This window comes from Lysinibacillus sp. C5.1 (genome assembly GCF_016350185.1).
Classification (GTDB): domain Bacteria; phylum Bacillota; class Bacilli; order Bacillales_A; family Planococcaceae; genus Lysinibacillus; species Lysinibacillus sphaericus.
Window position 1 is genome coordinate 2952799 of sequence record NZ_CP066226.1, and the last position, 20113, is coordinate 2972911.

Here is a 20113-nt window from a genome sequence, read left to right on the forward strand (position 1 = left end):
CTTTTCTTGTTTTCACTTTTGAGTGCTTACTTTAAGCCGTCGAAGAAATCTAATTCGGATAACTCCGTTTCAAACGCAAAGAATGCTTTATTGCCAACAAAAAGTTGTTCTTCTCTTCTCGCTACAGGAACGACATGGAAACCCCAGTGATCTTCTGCGGCAAATACAAAGAACTTCACTTCGCCATTTGTAATGGAATCCGTCTCATCTTGTGGAATTTTATCTTGATATTGCGCTGCGATATTTTCATATAGAGTCGGCGTAAAGTCTTCTTTACGGTTTATATAAATATATTTATATGGCGTTTGGTTATCGCTACCCGTTAGGAAGAATTCAACTTCCGTCACACCCCAAGGTCGAGAAATGCTGCCATGAATTTGGTTCAGTCGTTCTAAACTGCTTATCAGTAATTTTTCTTGGCGGTTATGTGTAAAAGCACTAACAGCATAAGGCACAACAGGTGCATGGTTCGTGACATTCGTTTCAATCATGCCTATCTTTTTGGCATTTAAGTAACGCAGTGCGCCTCTTAAACAAGATAATTTTAGTTCAGGTACTTTCCCGACATTGTCAGCCTTTTGCCTAAATTCAATACTTCGTCCAGGTACAAATTCCTTTAATGCCTCACGAAAAGCATCAATTTTACACGATTGGCCTGTTAACTTAATAATGGAATATTCGCTAAGTTGCCCATTTTCATAAAACTCTTCCAAAAACTCTCGTACAATATCATATATATCAGCCTTAATAAGATGGTTAATTTCCTTAATATTAAAAAATACGTTCGGATAATCATACACATCTTTGAATTGATTGTTTTCTACTAAAGATAGACACCATCGGTCAACAGCAGTTACGTTCAAATCGCTCTCCTGCTGTAAATCTTTTTCCGAATAAAAACGACTTCGTAAAATGCCTGTTTTTCGGAAAAACTCCTTCTTCATTTCCTCAGCCATTTCCCATAAAAAATAATAATTATTGCGCACGCGCAAATACTCATCACGTGTACGATTTTCATATTCTTTAAAACGTGTAGGAATAATGTCTTCTGCTTCACGAAAGGCCTTTTCAAATTGTTCATAGACCGCTTCCACACCATAATCGTCGACATAGCGATAGATATCCTTGCCAGGTATATCAATGAAAGTATCAATATCGTAGACGCTTGTGCCACGACTATAATAATTGCTAAAGACAATTTTCATAAATTGAAAAATTCGATAGGTAATATTATTACCGCCAAAATTTGTATCTCCATTTTCGTACGTTGTATGGATATCAATTTTATAAGAAATATGTCCATCCTCTATTGCAAATTGACAAGACGATAAATCGGTCGTACCACCTCCACAATCAATTACGAGTGCTTTATACTTTTTTCCATCCATAAAACTATTATTCTCGATTTGATTAGCAATTGTATTATAGAGTACGGCCATTCCTTCATCGAGTGCATGCTCAGTTTCAATTTGATATTCTGGCAATATGGTGTGGAACATATCTAAAAATTGTGTCTTTAGTTTCACTGGACTGGAAATATGCAAATGCTTAAAGCGACATTTAAATTGATGCTCCGCCATGCGTATTATATATAACAAAAATTCCCTTATAATTTGACTACGAGGAACAATGGCTGTATTGCCGTTTGCATCCATTACTTCTTCTAATTTTGTATAATTACTAACCCATCGTTTAATTCCTTGAAACTTTGTGGCAAGAGAGGTATAGCTATTTTTTTTCATCATCTTTAAAGCATCATAACCGACATGATAGTTTATTTGATCTGGATTCGAACAATCTGCCACACTCATCACAGTCGGTACTACTTCAATCCATTCGTTTTGATGGAGAGAATCAGGAAAAGCAACAAAGTTTATGGTATTTAAGTGAATTCTTTTATTGAGCAAATCGTGACTACATGGCGAGGACACATAATCACTATCTAAATAGACTCCTGCCGTCGTATTAGTCGTTCCAAAGTCGATTGCAAGAATAGCTGTAGTTGTTTCAAGTTCTTTAATTTCTAAATCTGGTATAGGTACCTTATAATAATGGAGATTAGTAGGTGGTAGCGGATGTTCTTGATAATACGTTTTGTACATATACTCTGAATCTTGTTTTCTTAAAAAAATAAAGCTGTAATTTTTGTTTTTCGTTTGTCTAATGCCAATTGCTTGATCTGCAGCTAGAAAATAACGATTTGGATATTGGTCATCCTTGCGTAAATTCAGAAGACCACATAGCTCAAGTTGCTCATTCACTAGCAACACATTGGACTCTGTAAGAAATCCACCTGTTTCTACGAGATACTGATCAGGCTTATCGATTTTCATGCCATTATATAAACTCATCTTTGCAGGAATTTTAATTTCTCCATTATCAGAAAGAGGCGTCTTTAAATATGTTTGCATCGCTGCTTCAACTCGTTCAAAACCCCCATCTTTCCGCTCTTTTATAAGAAGGGTTTCTTCAGCACCACGATAACGTAATATCGTTTCGATGAGTTGATCTCTTGTAAGAGTATTCATAAGACCTGTAACCAACTTTTCCTTGTAGCAAATATTTCGAAGTTGGAAAGTTGTCATCTCCATTAACTCAACCCGTGTAAATGTCATATACTTCTTTTCTGTGTAACGATTATTCGCATACAGCTTATACGAATATTTATTCATCCTGCATCCTCCTCCGCTAAAAGATCAATAAAGGGCTATTTGATCTAGCTTCATGGTCTCCTCTGTACCGATTATGCCAAAGTGATATTCCCAATAAACCTCCATATGGAAACTTACTGGCAAAAACAGTTCTTGAATAAGCTGCACTTTGCTAGCATTGCGTTCAGTCTTTTTTTGAGCAATGTATAACAGTAGCTCATCGTGTTCCTCTGATCTAACATAAATAACACAGTGCTTAAAGAGCTTTTTGAGTGTATCTTTTAACAGATAAATAGCATCTCCTGTTTGATATAACCTTAAAAGATTGAGTACTACTATTTCTTGTTCCTTTTTCGTCAAAGCATATAAATTGTCCCGTACTCGTTCTCCGAATACGTTCATTTCCATTTCTTTTAATATAAATCGAACATAATATTCTCTCTTATTCATACCTTGCATGCGATCAATATCGGCTAGAAAATGAAGGACGATATCGAGTAAGTATTCTCTTAATTCCAAATCTGTTAAATTATCAGGATGAAATAGGTCTTTAAATATTTCATCAAAGCGATAATATGGATTGATCTCCATATGTTGCACTACATCTTGTGTATTTAATAATGGTGGGCTTAATTCCATATATGGTGAGAATGTTTTAGCCAGCATAAATTGAATATCCTTTTTACTAAAACCCTTCTCTTCTGCACTAATAAGAAAATCCCAAATATAGTTCATAGCCATGTACCTTCGCATTTATATTCAAAGAACTGCCTTTGTACTTCGGCCACTAGAAAGCTTAAGATGTCGTTTGAAATAAAATTTTTGGCCTCTTTCGCTTTAAATTCCAACAACATCGTTTTTTTGTTACTGTGCTCGCCTAACATATTTATTAAAAAAGGATTGGCTGCATAGCTAAAACTTTTGCCTTGGAATGCCTCCATAATTTTTATGTCAACAAGTTCTAGTTTTTCTGCTATTTCAAATGAATTAACAAGGCGAATTATTTCTCCTTTTGTTTTCACATTTACGCTATACTTACTAGCAAATTTATGCATAAAACGATCCATTCTGCGATTAGACAGTAGCTCGTAATGTAACTTGCCAATCTTTTCTTTTTCCAATTGTGCTATTTTTAATAATTGCCAACTTCCCGATTTATCTTGCGGAGATACGACCGTCAATTCACTGTCGGAGCGCTTAACATATCTAACATTGTTTTCATCACTTTCAATGAGATAGCCATGCTGGTTTCCCATTTTTCGAAGCGAAAGGACATGTTCGTAATTCACTTTATCAATTGCAGGTATTGGAAATCCTACATTTTTTACTTCGTGCCTTTGAATGTTCCACAATGGTACCATGTTCAGGTGTTTCATTTGTTCAAACTCTTGTAAATCAATGGTTATGTTAATAATCTCCGTATCCTCGTTGAAGGTCGGACATTCAACTAACACAACATCAAAAAACTTGTGAGCAAAGGGATGATTGATTGTTTTCCACGGTAACCCATTCATATGAAATATAGGATATAATTTTTCAATTTCATCTAAATACATTGTATTTTTTTGCAAACGCACCTTAATCTCTACAGATCCATCTGTCGTTAATAGTGTTCCTGTAAAAAGCCTTTGTTCTGTAATTAATTGATTAAGTTGCCATGTATCACATTGTAAGAACAAAGTAAGAAGGACTGTTTTTTTATATTCATTTAGTGAATCGAGTAATGTTGCCGCATCGATTGGCTGCTTATCAAGATCAGATGGGAGCATCGGGAATAAGCAATCATGAATTGGATCGACATCTTCTTTTGCACAAAGTGTGACATAAATATCGTACTTATTTTCCAAATCATCGATTTCATTGAATATCCGTTCCTCTAGCCTTTTATTCATTTCTTCTTGATAGTCTATTAAATTGACAAATACGCCACTAACAATATCTTTTAACAGTTGCCGTTGCTCTAAATTTTCAACTTTACGTAACCGTTCAAACATGAGCTCTTTCATCACGTTACTTTCCTTCTTTCATCATCTCCATATTTGAAGGCTCTTCAGCGCCTGTTGCTTCATCCATCGATGGGGTTGCAGCGTCAGCTGCTTGTCCTTGAGGAACTGGGTTTAATTTATCATTTGCATTCATAATTTTTCGCTCTAGTCCTAAAACCTTTGCAAGTAACTCTGTTTCCTGATAAATTTCCTGAGCCAATGTGTAAGATTCAATCGCTTTCCCGTAATCTAAACGCGCATAGCTTTGGTCTCCACTCTTTTCTAAACCTTCAGCTTGTAATTGTTTCTGAGCCTTCTTTAGTTCAGCTATTTTTTCTTCTGTTTCTTCAATTTTTGTCTTGATTTGCTCTTCACCAGTAAAAGCAACAGCTAGCGCTTTCTTTCTTGCTTTTTGATAGATTTGTAAGGCACCATTATAATCTTCAGCCTCAAATCGAAAATCTCCATCCTTGATAGCTTCCACAATTTGTACGATGGAATCCATATTCGCAATTCTTTGTTCAATGACTTCTTTTCCGAAATCTTTTATAAGTTTTCCTTCTTTATTGGCTTTTTCATAATGTTCCATTGCTTCAGAAAATTGCCCTTCTTCAGATGCCTTATCTCCGTTTATGATGAGTTGTGTTACTCTTAACTTTTTCGCAAGCAATTTTCTATGTACGGGGTCTTTTAATTTTTTCGCAGCATTTCTACCTTCACTATATTCCAGTAAAGCATCCGCATAATTCCCATCTTGGAAATTCAAGTTTCCTGTCTTTTCATGCTCTTTCATCTCTACTGTTAATTCTGCTAATTTTTTTGCTTGTTTTGCTTGATAGTAAATCGTACTACCCCCAACAATTAATGTTACAATAAGCGCAGCAGCAATCATTTTGATGTATTTCATTTTTTTCTTGTTTGTTTCTTGATAAACTTTATTAGCAAATATCGCTGCCATTGTATAGTTATTGACAACTTTGCGCTGCCTACTTAATAGTACTTCTTCTAATAATTCAGTATATTGCTCCGGATCCTTTATACTTTCCAACGCATCAGCCATTTCAATTTCACTAACTTCTTCCCAAAATCCAGCTGTGCATAGTAGCAACACATCGCCATCCATAAGTTTCATCTTTTTCGAAATATACGGTTGGAAATTTGATGGTTTACCAAGATAATTGAGTAAATTATTTCTTTCTTCATGATGGCTGATATCGAGAGAACGGTTTCTATCATTCACTAGTTCATCTGCTAAACTTTGATCATTGCTTTTATAAGTCACGATGCCATTTCGAAAGTGATAAAGTCGGGAGTTTCCTGCTACGGCATAGATCATTTTAGAGTAATCCGAGACGACCATGATAATGCTTGCTTTTAACCTTACCCTTAAGCTTTGGCCCTGAAGAACAGCTTGGGCATTTTTTATATACTTTTTTATTCTCTTTCTAGACATCGAAGGTTTTTCCATAAACTTTTCCAGAATGCCTTTTACTGCTAATTCTGCACTATTGATTTCTTGATCAGAATCTAGCCCTTTCACTGCTACCCAGCAAGCAACATCATCCAGCTCCGCATAAGCAAAGTAATCTTTATTTTGCATAAATGAACCCGCTTCAGATAGAAAGCTTGTTTTGAAGTCGCTGTTTTCCTTTCTCATCATTCTCCTCCTTCTTCACTAACCTAATCAGATGCACATCTTAACAATCATTAAGCCCATGTCTTCTCTAATATCACAATGGTTGCATTGTCTTGATTTTTTAAGCGTTTTTGTTCGACAACTTTGATTATATTTTGAGCAATATCATAAGGAGGAGCGTGCTGAGAAAGGATTCTTTCCATTTCTACTTCTGTTAAGGTATCGTAGACGCCATCGCTAAATAGACAGACCTTATCCCCTCTTTTTAGCTGAATCGGTTTATTTCCAGTATCTAAATTTTTAAATCCCTCATATCCTAGATAATTAATAAGTCTCTTTTTAAGTGGGTTTTCTTGAACTTCTAGTTGAGAAATTTCTCCTGAAATATAACGTTCTTTTAATACAGATTCAAAAATATGTTTTTGATTAATTGCTATAAATTCTCCATTTCGAAATAGTGTAATAACACTATCTCCAACAGCTCCCCAATGTAGGAAACCTTCCTTATCAATTACTGCAGCTACTAAAGTGGTTCCCCCATTAGAACCATTTAAATTTTCTACAATCATGCGATTACTTGTTAAGGCCGTTTCCTTAAAATAAGATTGTATATTTGCTATACTTTTTTGCTTCATAAACTCTTGAATAAATGTGGTAACTGCGATTGTACTTGCCATTCTGCCATTGGCTAATCCGCTAATGCCGTCTGCAAGAACTGCCATCGTGCCAACTTTTGTTTCAACTGTAGAGAAATAATCATCTTGTTCGGCTCGTCTGCCAATAGTTTGACCATTTCCTATTTCTATCTTGCCGTGCTCTCCTTTACGCATAAGAATCTTGCGTAGGATGAGCAAAGTCATGATGACGACAATGAAACTAAGTACAATTATGTAAGATAGTAGTGTCTGATCCATGTCTCATCATTCCTCGCTTTGGTTGTTTTCCCATTCGAAGTGAACACCACATAGGGGAATAAATAAAAACATACTTCTTCCTAATTGAATAACATCGTAGGCCGCTAACTCTGTTGGTGTATAAACTGCTTCATTATTTAAATAAGCCAAGCCAGATGCATCTCCTGGAAGAAGATAGAAATTTCTTTTTTTAGGATCGTATACTATAACTGCATGATTACGTTTGGAAATGCTATTATCACCGATTATTCGTATATGCATATCTTCTGCTCGGCCAATGAAATTTTTCTCAGACAAAATTCGATAGTCACGTCCCATTGGTGGCCCTTCAATACAAACTAACCATCCTGTTACAGGGTCAATCCCGTCCATTTCTCCAAGATAGGGCATCGTTTTATCATCTACTTCTGCCACCGCTGTTGCTGTAGTAGTTCTAGGCTCCTGTTCAACCGTTACATTACAATAAGGACAAACATTTCTATGTCTTCTTGAACTAAACATGTGACCATTTGTACATCTAATCAAACTCATATCATTAACCTCCATCTTCATCTTGGCAACAAATCTAGCAACTTTTTATTTTGCTAAAATTCGTGTATTTGCTATGTATATAATATCGCCACTATTTAAGCGATAAGGATTTTCCTGTTTTAAACTACTTTTTACACGTTTGTGTGCTTTTTTTATACCGACACCATTTACAGAGTCTATGTCTTCTATGTACCACATACCAGATACACAATTTAAAACAGCATGTTCATAATTGATAAGCGATTCATATTCCGTGCCAGTTAAATCAATATCTACCTCTTGTTCACTAGAGCTTTTGCCAATCAACATGGAGGTTTTATCATTTAACAACCATTCTTCTACTTCTGCCCCACGTTCATTGAGCAATACAATTTTCTGAATATTTGTATCTGTATATTCATACATTGTCTCTTTTGCTTCGTATTTAATTAATCCATAAGCAATGATAATTATTGCCAGCATCGACCCAATAATAATTTTTAACAGAAAGTCCTGATTCATCACAAATACATATAAAATAAAAAAGAAGGCGATGATTACGATGATAATATCGATAATTTTTATCATCATTTGTCTATTTGCATTGTACGTGTTTACTTCTACAGTATTTTTCATATTATTCACGATAGCATTCTCCTCCTCGCAAACTTGTTTTATTTATTAAAAAATCGTTCGAATAAATCAGTTGTATCTAAAGGGTTCTTCTTTGCTGTTTTATGCAGTGTGGATGATGTTTCTTTCGTTTTTGGATTAAATCCAAAAAAATGTTCGAAATTTTTCTCAATATCATTCATATTAAATGCTTGTTGATGGGTAGTTGTTTGAGCTTTTGTTTTTGTCGAATGTTCATAACTATGATCACTGTTTTTTGTCGTCCCATTCAGGCGAGCATCGTAGGCCTCTCTAGTAGACGTATCTTTCAATACTTTGTAAGCTTCTTGTACTTCTAAAAAAATTTTTTCGGACTCTTTATTGCCTCCACTTACGTCAGGATGATGCTTTTTAGATAATTTTCTGTATGCAAGCTTAATTTGATCTTGGGTGGCTTGTCTGCTGACACCTAAAGTTTCATAATGATTTTTCACTATTCTTCATCCCCTGTATTAGGATTATTCAAAATTATCTAAGGAACTATATAGTCCCTTAGATAATAGTGTGTTCTATCAAACTTCTACATTAAACAGCATAGCCGCCTTCGATTTTCGCTAAATCTGTTTTATCTTTCTTCTGCTTAATGAATAAGAAGAATTCACCAATACCTTCTGTGTCGCCATATCTTTCTGTATAGTCAACAACAAACGCATTTGGGAAGTGAATTTTTCGTACAACTTGATCAGCTGAGATAACTTCAAGTGTTACTTTACGGTAACAGTCCGACTTTTCAGCAGGTACTAATGACCATAATCCTAATTTCATCGTATCATCTGAATTATCACCATCTGTTGCTGTTAGGATTTTACCCTTTACTTTTAAAGTTGCACCCACATCCGTTGAGCGAGCGTTAGAGTCATTCGGTGTATCTGTTTCATACTCGACAGTCATAATGCTCTCTAATCCTAATTCAATTGCCTCTGAACCTTCTACTTTTAATACAAAACCCATTCTTATTCCCTCCTAATAGTTGTTGAATTCACTCTTTAAATCGTGCTTGATAAAATTGACCATATTTCTAGCTGACTTCATTTCTCGTATCGTTTTGCAAGAACGTAACGAGAAATATGTAAGGATTTTATCAAGCCCGTCATTTGAGTAAATTCATATTTATGTTAAAAGATTTGCTTAAATAACAAATCTTAAACATACGATTTAAACAATCGATGTCCGTAGTTTCTTCATGTTCGGTTTTATGCTTTAACAGCACTTGTCCCTTTAGTAATCGTGACTTCAAGATTTTTAACATTACCGTTAAATACAAGGTCGATTTGACATAAGCTTGTTTTCTCATCAATGATGTAGCCAATATCATCTCCATCATGAATGATCGAGTTTACATGACCTTTATCATTTAGCCACTTGCTTTTTTGACTACTTGGATTATTACTAAAGAAGCGAACGATATTCTCATGCTTAAAGTCACCTGATTGGAATCTTAGAATTCTTTCAATATACGTACTAACTTGAGTTTTGTAGATTGAGTCGAATCCATCTTCTTCCATCGCTAAGCTTCTAGCTTTATATACTGTAATACGTTTAATATCTTTATCCTGCAGTTGTGCATTTTCAGATGAGAATACAAATCCAAAGCTTCTGCTATTAATCGCATCTTTAATATTATTTGTAAATCCAGAAATTTCTTTTGCCATCGTAGTCACAGCACGTAATGAGTTGTCACCTGCTTCAATGTCAAAACGAACCCCCGGATAATTTCTCTTCACATTTCTAAATGATTCTTTTAAATACTCTGGACATTGATAAGCGGACACAATTCCTGCTGCTACATAGCTTGCGCCTACATATACACCCTCGATCCAAAGTTTTAAAATATCTTCTTTTTCTTTTGATAGTCGTGCACCATTCTCCGTTGTCTGCATTCTTGTATCAATGACAACCCCAGACTTATCTTTCGGAATTATAGTAAAGTTTGGCAAGCAAGGGATTGCAAATTCACTATAATCTTTGCGAACGAGCACCGAACATTTATCGATTAAACGGTCAATACCTGCCGTAGCGATACCATTAAACGTTGTCTCTTCTTCAGCCATAAAATTAAAGAATATTTGGACTTTATAATCTTTGACTGTATCCAGAAGACTAGATAAAGATTCCATCGTGTTGCCTTCCTGCTTTGCAACTTTTTCATTTCCTTTAAATCGAGATCTAGTCACTTTCATCTTTCCAGAAGCTTCAAGTTCAAGTGATGGGACGATTCCATACCATACTGTATCCGTAAAATCATTTTTCGAGTTGACAGTATTTAAATACGTACGCAATCTTGGCAAATTATTACTTTTAACAAGCATATCTAGTTTTGTATTTGTAACTAATAGCGAAGGTTGCATCCCTTTATTTTTAGTTGCATATTGGTCAAAGTACATTTTGACTCCCAGTAGCTTTTCAACTAATGGCTTTACTGTCTTTACAAATTCATCCTTAGCATCCTTATAGAATTCTAGGTACGTATTGTAATTTTGTACTTCTGTTTCAACATCAAAATCCGCTTTCACTGATGGTAAAGGGGAAAATGTTCTTACGACTAAATCTTTTACATAAGAAGATGGAGATTCTGTGATTGCTTCATAGTCTTCTTCGAAAACAGTACTTAAGCCATAATTACTGTTTTCTTCAATAACCATCAGCTCTGATGAATTCGTTTGAGGTGCTTCAATAATTTTTAATTCACCTGTGTCCCCAATAGTAAGTGTTCCAATTTGTAACTTTTCGGACTCATTTTCCTCCTGATTAGCACCTAGTAAAAGTCTCGTTTTTATATCTTCAATTGCTAATGGCAACATGGCCATAACATTGTTATAGTTTCTGCTGGCAACCTCGAACATAAGATTTAACTTATCTCCAGTGTCTAGCTTCTTCGGATCACCATCATCTAATTTGTCATATTCACCATACAAGTAATGAATTTCTTTTCTTACTTGGCGTATATCATCCATTACTTTTTTAGGAGAAATCATGTCTAATAGATTTTCAAATTTAAAATCTACATTCGTAATTCCTTGGCTTCGTTTCGTATCAATTAGGGTGAAAAGCATTTTCAAAAAATCATTGTTTTGATCAATTGCGATTTCAGAAATGCAATCGTCTTGAATGCCTTCAGGTTTTTTTAACGTATACATTACTTTTTGATTGGCAGCATTGTAGAATGAATAAACTGTTGGAGAGAATTTATCTAAAAATTCATCGAAGCTTTTTACAAGTAGATATTGATTTATTTCTTTAATTTTCTCATCGCTTAGACTATCAATTCCTTTAACATCCCCAACAAGTGTAATTAAATCTAACTTTTCCGGATTAATTTCCTCAAAGAGCATCGTTCTGTTTGTTTGATTAATAATCTCCATTTTTTCGGCTGTAATGTACAGCCATCCCTCCCTTAATAATGGATTAAATAAGCATAGTCATTAGTGAAGTCACATTAAAAATCTTTAAAAATTCCTATTTAAAACTTTTTAGTTATTTTATGTAAATAATTAGGCGTTAGAATCCCTTTTATTTTAGATTTTTAATGCATCATCAAGCATAGTTTAAATTCGTATATGGTATAGATAATCTATAGTACCTGATGTTTAAAATATGTACTGTCTACTTCACTGATGAGTAAAATGGCTTCACTAAAATTTTGTTAAATGAACCCTTCACTAATAACAATTTGTATCACAAAGTAACTATACAATATCTTATTTTATTGTCAATATTTGCATTGGTACATTTTTCTATTAATGTACTGTTATTAGTAATTTTTAACCAAAAGAAAAACAGCACAATCTAGACGTAGTAAATTGCAAAAAAACGCTGATATATCAATAAAAAAACAGCCTATGGATTCATTATAAAAATTCCAAAAGCTGTTTTATATTTATAATTATGTAAATATAAAATGATTAATAAGGATTAAAATTGATACCCATGTGGCTATTTATTATTATATCGCGCTAAGTAATTTTGCATTTTTTGTTTAAATTTCTCAATTAGTATAGCTATTTCCACCCATTTCAGTGAGGAGCACCGTTTTTGGGGCTCGACTATTAGGCACCACTTAATGATTTTCGCCATTACTATACTCACATTTTTATTATAGTTCCTTATATTCACCAGCTGGTCATCAATCACTCTTTGCGAAATATCTAGTGGCACAATATTTGTCATTGAATAGTATATAGTAGCAGCTAGGCTAAAAATATCTGTATAGATTCCTTGTTCAGATTGACTTGAGTACTGCTCGATTGGTGAATATCCTGCAGTTGTATATATAGTAGGATTAATAGTTGTTTCATAGTAAATTGCCGAGCCAAAGTCGAGTAAACGAGGACTGCCTTCCTTATCAATAATAATGTTATTAGGTTTTATATCTCGATGAATAATTCCTTTGTTGTGTAAATAACAAAGTGCATCTATTATTGGAAGAAATATTGTATCAAATAATTGAACCCTAGTATTTAATTGATAATCTAATAAATATTTATCCATTGGCGTCCCTTTATGAAGTGTCATAACAATATAGACTGAATTATTCTCCTCAAAGTGTGTCACATATTCTACAATATTTTTATGATTTACTTGTTCCAATATCTGTGCTTCATGAATAAAATTGTCCTTCAGTTCCTCAAACTGTTGTTTTTTAGATGGCGAGCGATAAATAATCGTCTTATTATCTAAATCCCGTAAAGCTATTTCACTGGGGAAAAATTCCTTTATCACCCGATGCTCGCCAGTTTGCACTTGTTCGGTAAGATATACAATAGACAATTTACTTGTGGATAGAATTTCTTTTATTATATATGTATCTTTTAGTGTTGTATGAACTGATAAACAACACTCCGAATGAATAGCAATCATTATTTCCGCCCATCCTTTACTATATTTTTAATAAAAAGACAAGAGTTAATTACAATTAAATGTATTTATTCAATTTTATTACTATATTAACTAACTATAATATCAGTGTTTATTGAAAATGTCTGCTTTGTTTTCTATTTTACGAAACGAAATAATAGGAAGGATATTGTCATTCTAATGATTTCCAGCAATTCGCACTTTTACACTAAAAAACTGCCCGACCAGTTACAATACTAGTCGAGCAGTTTTTGTTTTTATGCTTTTTGATAACGAAGCACTGGTGTACGGGCAGCGCGTGTTTCGTCTAGGCGAGATACGACTGTTGTATGTGGTGCTTCTTGTACGATCGATGGGTTTTCTTCTGCTTCTTTGGCAATTTGAATCATAATGTCGCAGAAAGCATCTAATGTTTCTTTTGATTCTGTTTCTGTAGGCTCAATCATTAACGCTTCTTCCACATTGAGTGGGAAGTACGTTGTTGGTGGATGGTAGCCGAAGTCTAACAGACGTTTTGCGATATCTAATGTACGAACGCCCAGTTTCTTTTGACGACGACCAGATAATACAAATTCATGCTTGCAATGACGGTTATATGGTAGGTCGTAGAATGGCTCTAGGCGACGCATCATATAGTTTGCATTGAGTACAGCATATTCTGTAACAGCTTTTAAGCCATCAGGACCCATCGTACGAATATACGTATAAGCACGTACGTTAATGCCGAAGTTGCCATAGTAAGGTTTTACGCGACCGATAGATTGTGGACGCTCATAATCGAAGTGGTATGCGCCATCTTCTGTTCTGACAAGTACTGGTTTTGGTAGGAATGGGATTAAATCAGCCTTTACGCCTACTGGACCTGAACCTGGACCACCGCCACCGTGTGGACCTGTAAATGTTTTGTGTAAGTTTAAATGTACACAGTCAAAGCCCATATCGCCAGGACGTGCTTTACTCATTACGGCATTTAAGTTAGCGCCATCGTAGTATACTTTCCCGCCAACTTCATGAATAAGCTCTGCCATTTCGATAATATTTTCTTCAAATAAACCTAGTGTATTTGGGTTTGTTAACATTAATGCCGCTGTGTCTGGCCCTACTACTTTACGTAAATCCTCGATATCGACTAAGCCGTTTTCATCAGATTTAACTGTAATTGTTTCAAAGCCTGCAACTGTTGCTGATGCTGGATTTGTACCGTGTGCAGAGTCAGGAACGATGACTTTATTACGATGTCCTTCGCCGTTTGCTTCATGGAAAGCACGAATCATCATTAATGCTGTCCATTCACCATGCGCACCTGCCGCTGGTTGTAATGTGACTTCATCCATCCCTGTAATTTCGACTAAAGACGTTTGCAGTTCATAAAGAAGTTCCATTGCACCTTGAACAGTAGATTCATCTTGTAATGGGTGTACATTGGCAAAGCCAGATAGACGTGCCACTGACTCATTGATTTTTGGATTGTACTTCATCGTACATGAACCAAGTGGATAGAAACCAGAGTCTACACCGTGGTTACGACGAGATAGTGCTGTATAATGACGCATAATATCAAGCTCAGAAACTTCTGGTAACTCCGCCGCTTCTTCACGAATACAATTTGCAGGAAGTAAATCCGCAAGATCGATTTCTGGTACATCTAACGCTTCTAAGCTATACCCTACGCGACCTTCTTTTGTAATTTCAAAAATGAGTGATTGATTTTCGTTATGCATTGAGAGCCCCCATTTCTGCAACAAGTGCATCAATTTCTTCCTTCGTGCGTAATTCTGTGACGGCGATTAGTACGTGTTGCTTCAGTGAATCGTATGTTTGACCTAATGGATAACCGCCGATAATGCCTTTTTCAAGTAAGCCTTTGTTGATTTCTTTCACGCATTTATTAGTTTTCACAACGATTTCGTTAAAGTGTGCACCTTGGAATGCCACTGTAAAGCCTGCCGCTTCAAAAGCATTTTTTGCGTAGCGTGTTTTCGCAATATTTTGCATGGCCATTTCACGTACGCCTTGCTTGCCTAAAGCAGTCATAGCAACAGATGCTGCTAGAGCTAACAGCGCTTGGTTTGAACAAATATTCGATGTTGCTTTGTCGCGACGAATATGCTGCTCACGCGCTTGTAGTGTTAGCACATAACCACGACGACCTTCACCATCTACTGTTTCCCCAACAAGACGACCAGGCACTTTACGCATTAATTTTGTTGTGACAGCGAAGAATCCACAGTGTGGACCGCCGAAGCTTTCCGCAATACCAAATACTTGTGCATCGCCAACGCAAATATCGGCACCAAGCTTACCTGGTGGTGTTAAAATTCCTAGTGCAAGTGGGTTAGATGATACAACAAATAAACTTTTCGCATCATGTGCAATATCTCCGATAACTTGTAAATCTTCTACTTGACCGAAGAAGTTTGGATATTGTGCAATAACAGCCGCTGTATTTTCATCAATCAGCTCTTTTAAAGCTTCTACATCTGTGACACCATCTTTATGAGGAATTGTGACGATGTCGATTGATTGACCGTATGCATATGTAGCAACGACATCACGATATTCAGGGTGAACCGTTTCAGATACTAAAATTTTCTTACGACGTGTATGACCTGCTGCTAGCATCCCTGCTTCTGCCAGTGCTGTTCCGCCGTCATACATAGAAGAGTTGGCAAGATCCATGCCTGTAAGCTCCGCAATCATTGTTTGGAATTCAAAAATAGCTTGTAATTCCCCTTGTGAAATTTCAGGTTGGTACGGAGTATAAGCTGTATAAAATTCTGAACGAGAAATGACATGGTCCACGATAATCGGTTTATAGTGATTGTAGACACCTGCACCTAAAAATGATACGTTCGCATTTGTATCTTTATTTTTTGCAGCGAGTGCTGATAACTCTTTTAAAAGTGCTGATTCTGATTTTGCTTCTTTAATATCATAAAGGCCTTTGAAACGTACTTTTTCAGGAATATCCTCGAATAACTCATCGACTGACGATACACCAACTACGTCTAACATGTCTTGTTTGTCTTGCTCCGTCATTGGTAAATAACGATGTTTCATAAATGTAGGTCCCTCTTTTCAAATTTTATTTTGAACGCTTGTAAAACGGTGTTTCAACTGTTACTACCTTTAAGTGCTTACCACGAATTTCGATTTCCAATTCTGTTCCGATAGTTGCGAATTGGCTGTCAATTAAGGCGTTACCAACATTACGTTTTGAAGAAGGCAACTGCGTACCTGTTGTCACTTCACCGATTTCTTGACCATCCTTGAACACTTTGTAACCATGACGTGGAATCCCTTTATCAATCATTTCAATGCCGACAATTTTACGCGCTAAACCATTCTCTTTTTGAGCTACTAACGCATCATGCCCAATGAAGTCATCTTTATTTAATTTCACAGCAAATCCAATGCCCGCTTCAAGTGGTGAAATTGTAGCAGAAAGTTCCTGCCCATAAAGTGGCAGACCCGCTTCAAAGCGCAATGTATCACGGCAACCTAAGCCTGCTGGCACAACGCCTTTGTCTTTTCCTGCCTCTAAAATAATATCCCAAAGAGCTTTAATATCCGCTGGAGCACCGTATAACTCAAAACCATCTTCACCCGTGTAACCACTGCGAGATACTAACGCTGTATGTCCTGCAATGTCAACATCCTCTTGGAAGCGGAAATATTTAATCGCACTTAAATCCGTAGCCGTTAATGATTGAAGAAGCTCTTCAGCAAGTGGTCCTTGTAAAGCGATTTGTGCAAAAGCTTCCGATTGATTGTCGATTGTGACATCATACTGATGTTGATTTTCCATCATCCAATCAAAGTCTTTTTCAATATTGGCTGCGTTGACACATAGTAAATAATGATTATCTGCAAGTTTGTAAGTTAATAAATCATCGACAACGCCACCATCTTCATAGCACATTGCATTGTATTGCGCTTGACCAGTAGCAATTTTAGCGATGTCATTGGACAAAAGATTTTGTAAAAACGCTAGTGCATCTGGACCCGTTACTAAAATTTCGCCCATATGAGACACATCAAATAAGCCTGCACGATTACGCACTGCATCATGTTCTTCTTTAATAGAAGTAAATTGTACTGGCAATTCCCATCCACCGAAGTCAATTGTTTTACCACCATACTTTGCGTATTCGTCAAATAGAGGTGTACGTTTTAATTCATTCGTCATTACTATTGCCTCCTTATTGTTTGTATCATTTTACTGGTAGTAGTTCGTCTGCTTTTTTGACATTTCAAGCGCATACGCCGTAACAATGTCTAGACATAAAAAAAGACAGACGAACCCCTTTTCGGGATTCTCTGTCCTTGCACCTGAAAGTTACACCAATCTAACTCGCATTGCGAAAATGCCAATCAGTAGGCTTTCCCCTTTGGTGGCTGTTGTATTACAGCTCTCTCCAGAGTTGCGTCTTGTACGAGTCCTTTTACCTGAGAGATTCATAGCCCTTTGCTACTTGCTCCTTCGGTGGCGTCTACACGCGCTCTCCCCGTACAATCATCCGCCCAAGAATGATCTTGGTACTATTTAGTATTCAATGTACAAAAAGTTATCTTATTAGTCTATATCCTAACATTGATTGCATTGAAAAGGCAAACATTTTTTAATTTAACTCAAAAGACGAATATTACAGTCATATAAATCAATCATCGTTCGCTTTTTAATCTTTTTACTTGAAATACTAAATACTCTAGAATATGCCGAATCGTTCTACCTTCTGTCAGCACTTGAATATGGCCTGCATCGCGATAATACTTTCTTCTGTAATGATACAGCTCCTCTAACTCTTCCTTGGTTGAGCTTTGTACTATTGGTCGATTTGGATCATGCTGTATTCGTTTATAAATATCTTCGAATGTCGCATCTAAAAAGAATACAAGTCCACTGCGTCTCATAATTTTACGGTTTTCCCCATTTATAGCCACACCGCCACCTGTAGAGATAATACATGCCTCGTCGCGGAAATTTTTCAAAAATTCCGTTTCTATTTCGCGAAAACGAGCCTCTCCATACTTCTCAAAAATTTGTGGAATCGTCATTCCCTGCTGTCTGACAATTTCATGATCCATATCATAGTAGGGTAATTTTAATAAATAGCTTAACCGTCTACCTAACGCACTCTTCCCGCAGCCCATAAAGCCAACTAAATATATTTTTCGCATTCGAATCACCTTCTTACTACGATTCTACACTGTCTGACAAAATTTGTCCTAATAAATTTATCGTAGCTCGAACATTCATCTTTTCTAACCCATCATATGTTCGAAACTGAATCTCATAAGACATGCAATACGTAAGAACAAAAGTAGTTACAAAAAATAATAATGCAATTGCGATTAAAAAAACAGCCCCTCTGTCATTTTTCAATAATTGGTACAAAATAGGTCCGCTCCTTCTTTAAACCGCTTGGAAATTCGACAGCGATTGTCAGTTCATTGCCACTCAATTGAAACTGGCAATTGTTTATACCCACAAGCATCGGGACATGACCACCATTCACTCTTTGTCGAATCATATTGTGATAGCAGTCAAAATACTGCCATGTATTGGCTGTTTGAAGCATGATCGTTCTTTGATTTTGCCTTACGGATAAGGAAGTAGCATTGGCCAAATTAGTAGTCATTTCGAAAACAAATAACTCCCATTTTGAATGTTCATCCGTCATGATAGAAGTTTTTATTGTAAGAGCCCACAGAATAATGAAGATGAAAACATGGCAAACGAGCACAAAGACGACCATTTGAATCAGCGCTTCCAATAAAGTATATCCTTTGTTGTTCATCGAATTTCACCTGCTAATTCAATACACTTTTGACGTAGTTCTCTTGTATTTTGAAATGTGACACATATTTTCTGTCCATCAAATAGCCAATGATAATCTACATCGTCAATCGTTTTTACTCCTGCGACTTGCTGGAAATAACGATATTGCTTTAACCCTTCATAAGCCGTTTCGGCAGCGGCAACTTCAAGCTTTTGATGATAGAGGGTTGTTTTCATTGTGTAGCTAATCGGAATTAACGTCGAGCATAACAGCATTACAATAACAACAGAAACAATTGTTTCAACAAAGGAGTAGCCCATTTCATTCATTCGACCCTCATTCTCCCTCGCCCTAGCGTTATGACTACTTTTTTAAGCCCTTGAGGTGTATGAAAATAAAGTGTCCCTGGCGTCATCATATTACCGATAAAGTTAAAGCGCACTGTATAAACGTTTGTCCCTTCTGTCAATAGTTCTACCCCTTTTGGAAAGGGGCGAGTATATTCTGTTGTAAAAAAATCTTTTTTAATACTGTAACGTTGTAAGTGTGGCTCAAATTTTATAAATATATAATCCTTATGGTGCATACTATACGTTTGCAAATAGTGAAGGTCTAATTGCATTTGCATAAAAAAGCGTTCCACTTCTTTTGCTTCAGCTACTTTCACTGATAATTTTGTTACAATGGCAGTTAATGACATTACTATAAATAACACCATGACCATTTCAAGTAGCGTATAGCCTCGTTCATTTTTAATGTGATTCATTGTCCATCAACCTCTGCTGTAGAGGATTGTTTTGCTAATTGCACTTCTCCTTTAGTGGTAATCACGATCTTTTCCTTATTTGGGCAAGTCGTTCCCTGCTCTTTTAAATATCCCTTTGCCACCAAATCGTCTAATGAAGGATACTCCATAAAATCTACCCGATAAGCCTCAACTTGTCCTTGCACCATCGAGATATATGCAGCACATCCTTTTTCATCAATCGTCGCAAAATGTTTTGTAACATTAGGAATTGTAATAAGGATTAAAATGGAAATAATCAACAGAACAATTAACATTTCAATTAAAGTAAATCCTGCTTCTTGTTGTATATGTTTCATGATA

General features: G+C 35.9%; 19 protein-coding genes and 1 riboswitch. All 19 genes read right to left on the bottom strand.

What is annotated here, in order from left to right; all coding sequences use genetic code 11:
- Positions 1 to 26: 26 nt before the first annotated feature.
- Positions 27 to 2672 carry a molecular chaperone gene (locus tag I5435_RS14385; RefSeq protein ID WP_337982498.1) on the bottom strand — a complete coding sequence of 882 codons (2646 nt, stop codon included), beginning with the start codon at positions 2670 to 2672 and terminating at the stop codon, positions 27 to 29.
- Positions 2673 to 2696: 24 nt separating this feature from the next.
- Entirely contained in the window at positions 2697 to 3392 is a 696-nt protein-coding gene (locus tag I5435_RS14390) for an iron-dependent peroxidase (protein ID WP_229387063.1), read from the bottom strand.
- Entirely contained in the window at positions 3383 to 4657 is a 1275-nt protein-coding gene (locus I5435_RS14395) for a normocyte-binding protein (RefSeq protein WP_337983873.1), read from the bottom strand. The genes I5435_RS14390 and I5435_RS14395 overlap by 10 nt, the downstream gene beginning before the upstream one ends.
- A gap of 4 nt (positions 4658 to 4661) precedes the next feature.
- Entirely contained in the window at positions 4662 to 6293 is a 1632-nt protein-coding gene (locus I5435_RS14400) for a PP2C family protein-serine/threonine phosphatase (protein ID WP_337982499.1), read from the bottom strand.
- Between the two features lie 50 nt (positions 6294 to 6343).
- A complete protein-coding gene (locus tag I5435_RS14405) occupies positions 6344 to 7186 on the bottom strand; it encodes a PP2C family protein-serine/threonine phosphatase (RefSeq protein WP_337982500.1) in 843 nt (280 codons plus the stop codon).
- A 6-nt stretch (positions 7187 to 7192) separates the two neighbouring features.
- A complete protein-coding gene (locus tag I5435_RS14410; protein ID WP_024361254.1) occupies positions 7193 to 7717 on the bottom strand; it encodes an FHA domain-containing protein in 525 nt (174 codons plus the stop codon).
- A gap of 45 nt (positions 7718 to 7762) precedes the next feature.
- A complete protein-coding gene (locus tag I5435_RS14415) occupies positions 7763 to 8332 on the bottom strand; it encodes an FHA domain-containing protein (RefSeq protein ID WP_051147702.1) in 570 nt (189 codons plus the stop codon).
- A 38-nt stretch (positions 8333 to 8370) separates the two neighbouring features.
- Entirely contained in the window at positions 8371 to 8802 is a 432-nt protein-coding gene (locus I5435_RS14420; RefSeq protein WP_024361256.1) for a DnaJ domain-containing protein, read from the bottom strand.
- A 91-nt stretch (positions 8803 to 8893) separates the two neighbouring features.
- On the bottom strand, positions 8894 to 9319 hold the full coding sequence (locus I5435_RS14425) for a hypothetical protein (RefSeq protein WP_024361257.1): 426 nt from the start codon (positions 9317 to 9319) through the stop codon (positions 8894 to 8896).
- 242 nt (positions 9320 to 9561) lie between these two features.
- Positions 9562 to 11730 carry a hypothetical protein gene (locus tag I5435_RS14430; protein ID WP_024361258.1) on the bottom strand — a complete coding sequence of 723 codons (2169 nt, stop codon included), beginning with the start codon at positions 11728 to 11730 and terminating at the stop codon, positions 9562 to 9564.
- Between the two features lie 571 nt (positions 11731 to 12301).
- Entirely contained in the window at positions 12302 to 13225 is a 924-nt protein-coding gene (locus I5435_RS14435) for a serine/threonine protein kinase (protein WP_337982501.1), read from the bottom strand.
- Between the two features lie 254 nt (positions 13226 to 13479).
- Positions 13480 to 14943 (bottom strand): aminomethyl-transferring glycine dehydrogenase subunit GcvPB, encoded by a 1464-nt coding sequence (gene gcvPB / locus I5435_RS14440; protein WP_024361260.1) that lies wholly within the window; start codon positions 14941 to 14943, stop codon positions 13480 to 13482.
- Positions 14936 to 16282, bottom strand: a complete 1347-nt coding sequence (gene gcvPA, locus I5435_RS14445; protein ID WP_024361261.1) for an aminomethyl-transferring glycine dehydrogenase subunit GcvPA — start codon at positions 16280 to 16282, stop codon at positions 14936 to 14938. Before gcvPA ends, gcvPB begins: the two co-directional genes overlap by 8 nt.
- 25 nt (positions 16283 to 16307) lie before the next feature.
- Positions 16308 to 17411 (bottom strand): glycine cleavage system aminomethyltransferase GcvT, encoded by a 1104-nt coding sequence (gcvT, locus tag I5435_RS14450; protein ID WP_337982502.1) that lies wholly within the window; start codon positions 17409 to 17411, stop codon positions 16308 to 16310.
- Between the two features lie 238 nt (positions 17412 to 17649).
- A riboswitch (glycine riboswitch) is annotated at positions 17650 to 17742 on the bottom strand.
- Positions 17743 to 17887: 145 nt separating this feature from the next.
- Positions 17888 to 18403: a shikimate kinase gene (locus tag I5435_RS14455; RefSeq protein WP_337982503.1), complete on the bottom strand. Its 516-nt coding sequence runs from the start codon at positions 18401 to 18403 to the stop codon at positions 17888 to 17890.
- Between the two features lie 194 nt (positions 18404 to 18597).
- Positions 18598 to 19023, bottom strand: a complete 426-nt coding sequence (gene comGF, locus I5435_RS14460) for a competence type IV pilus minor pilin ComGF (protein ID WP_024361265.1) — start codon at positions 19021 to 19023, stop codon at positions 18598 to 18600.
- On the bottom strand, positions 19020 to 19334 hold the full coding sequence (locus tag I5435_RS14465; RefSeq protein WP_025219979.1) for a type II secretion system protein: 315 nt from the start codon (positions 19332 to 19334) through the stop codon (positions 19020 to 19022). Before I5435_RS14465 ends, comGF begins: the two co-directional genes overlap by 4 nt.
- Positions 19331 to 19771: a competence type IV pilus minor pilin ComGD gene (comGD, locus tag I5435_RS14470; RefSeq protein ID WP_024361267.1), complete on the bottom strand. Its 441-nt coding sequence runs from the start codon at positions 19769 to 19771 to the stop codon at positions 19331 to 19333. The genes I5435_RS14465 and comGD overlap by 4 nt, the downstream gene beginning before the upstream one ends.
- A complete protein-coding gene (gene comGC, locus I5435_RS14475; protein WP_258842330.1) occupies positions 19768 to 20109 on the bottom strand; it encodes a competence type IV pilus major pilin ComGC in 342 nt (113 codons plus the stop codon). The genes comGD and comGC overlap by 4 nt, the downstream gene beginning before the upstream one ends.
- Between the last annotated feature and the right edge of the window lie 4 nt (positions 20110 to 20113).

Excerpts from the sequence above, each read along its gene's own strand:
- I5435_RS14385 (WP_337982498.1), bottom strand. The coding sequence starts at position 2,672 with ATGAATAAATATTCGTATAAGCTGTATGCGAATAATCGTTACACAGAA.
- I5435_RS14390 (WP_229387063.1), bottom strand. The coding sequence starts at position 3,392 with ATGGCTATGAACTATATTTGGGATTTTCTTATTAGTGCAGAAGAGAAG.
- I5435_RS14395 (WP_337983873.1), bottom strand. The coding sequence starts at position 4,657 with ATGAAAGAGCTCATGTTTGAACGGTTACGTAAAGTTGAAAATTTAGAG.
- I5435_RS14400 (WP_337982499.1), bottom strand. The coding sequence starts at position 6,293 with ATGAGAAAGGAAAACAGCGACTTCAAAACAAGCTTTCTATCTGAAGCG.
- I5435_RS14405 (WP_337982500.1), bottom strand. The coding sequence starts at position 7,186 with ATGGATCAGACACTACTATCTTACATAATTGTACTTAGTTTCATTGTC.
- I5435_RS14410 (WP_024361254.1), bottom strand. The coding sequence starts at position 7,717 with ATGAGTTTGATTAGATGTACAAATGGTCACATGTTTAGTTCAAGAAGA.
- I5435_RS14415 (WP_051147702.1), bottom strand. The coding sequence starts at position 8,332 with ATGAAAAATACTGTAGAAGTAAACACGTACAATGCAAATAGACAAATG.
- I5435_RS14425 (WP_024361257.1), bottom strand. The coding sequence starts at position 9,319 with ATGGGTTTTGTATTAAAAGTAGAAGGTTCAGAGGCAATTGAATTAGGA.
- I5435_RS14430 (WP_024361258.1), bottom strand. The coding sequence starts at position 11,730 with ATGGAGATTATTAATCAAACAAACAGAACGATGCTCTTTGAGGAAATT.
- I5435_RS14435 (WP_337982501.1), bottom strand. The coding sequence starts at position 13,225 with ATGATTGCTATTCATTCGGAGTGTTGTTTATCAGTTCATACAACACTA.
- gcvPB (WP_024361260.1), bottom strand. The coding sequence starts at position 14,943 with ATGCATAACGAAAATCAATCACTCATTTTTGAAATTACAAAAGAAGGT.
- gcvPA (WP_024361261.1), bottom strand. The coding sequence starts at position 16,282 with ATGAAACATCGTTATTTACCAATGACGGAGCAAGACAAACAAGACATG.
- gcvT (WP_337982502.1), bottom strand. The coding sequence starts at position 17,411 with ATGACGAATGAATTAAAACGTACACCTCTATTTGACGAATACGCAAAG.
- I5435_RS14455 (WP_337982503.1), bottom strand. The coding sequence starts at position 18,403 with ATGCGAAAAATATATTTAGTTGGCTTTATGGGCTGCGGGAAGAGTGCG.
- comGF (WP_024361265.1), bottom strand. The coding sequence starts at position 19,023 with ATGAACAACAAAGGATATACTTTATTGGAAGCGCTGATTCAAATGGTC.
- I5435_RS14465 (WP_025219979.1), bottom strand. The coding sequence starts at position 19,334 with ATGAATGAAATGGGCTACTCCTTTGTTGAAACAATTGTTTCTGTTGTT.
- comGD (WP_024361267.1), bottom strand. The coding sequence starts at position 19,771 with ATGAATCACATTAAAAATGAACGAGGCTATACGCTACTTGAAATGGTC.
- comGC (WP_258842330.1), bottom strand. The coding sequence starts at position 20,109 with ATGAAACATATACAACAAGAAGCAGGATTTACTTTAATTGAAATGTTA.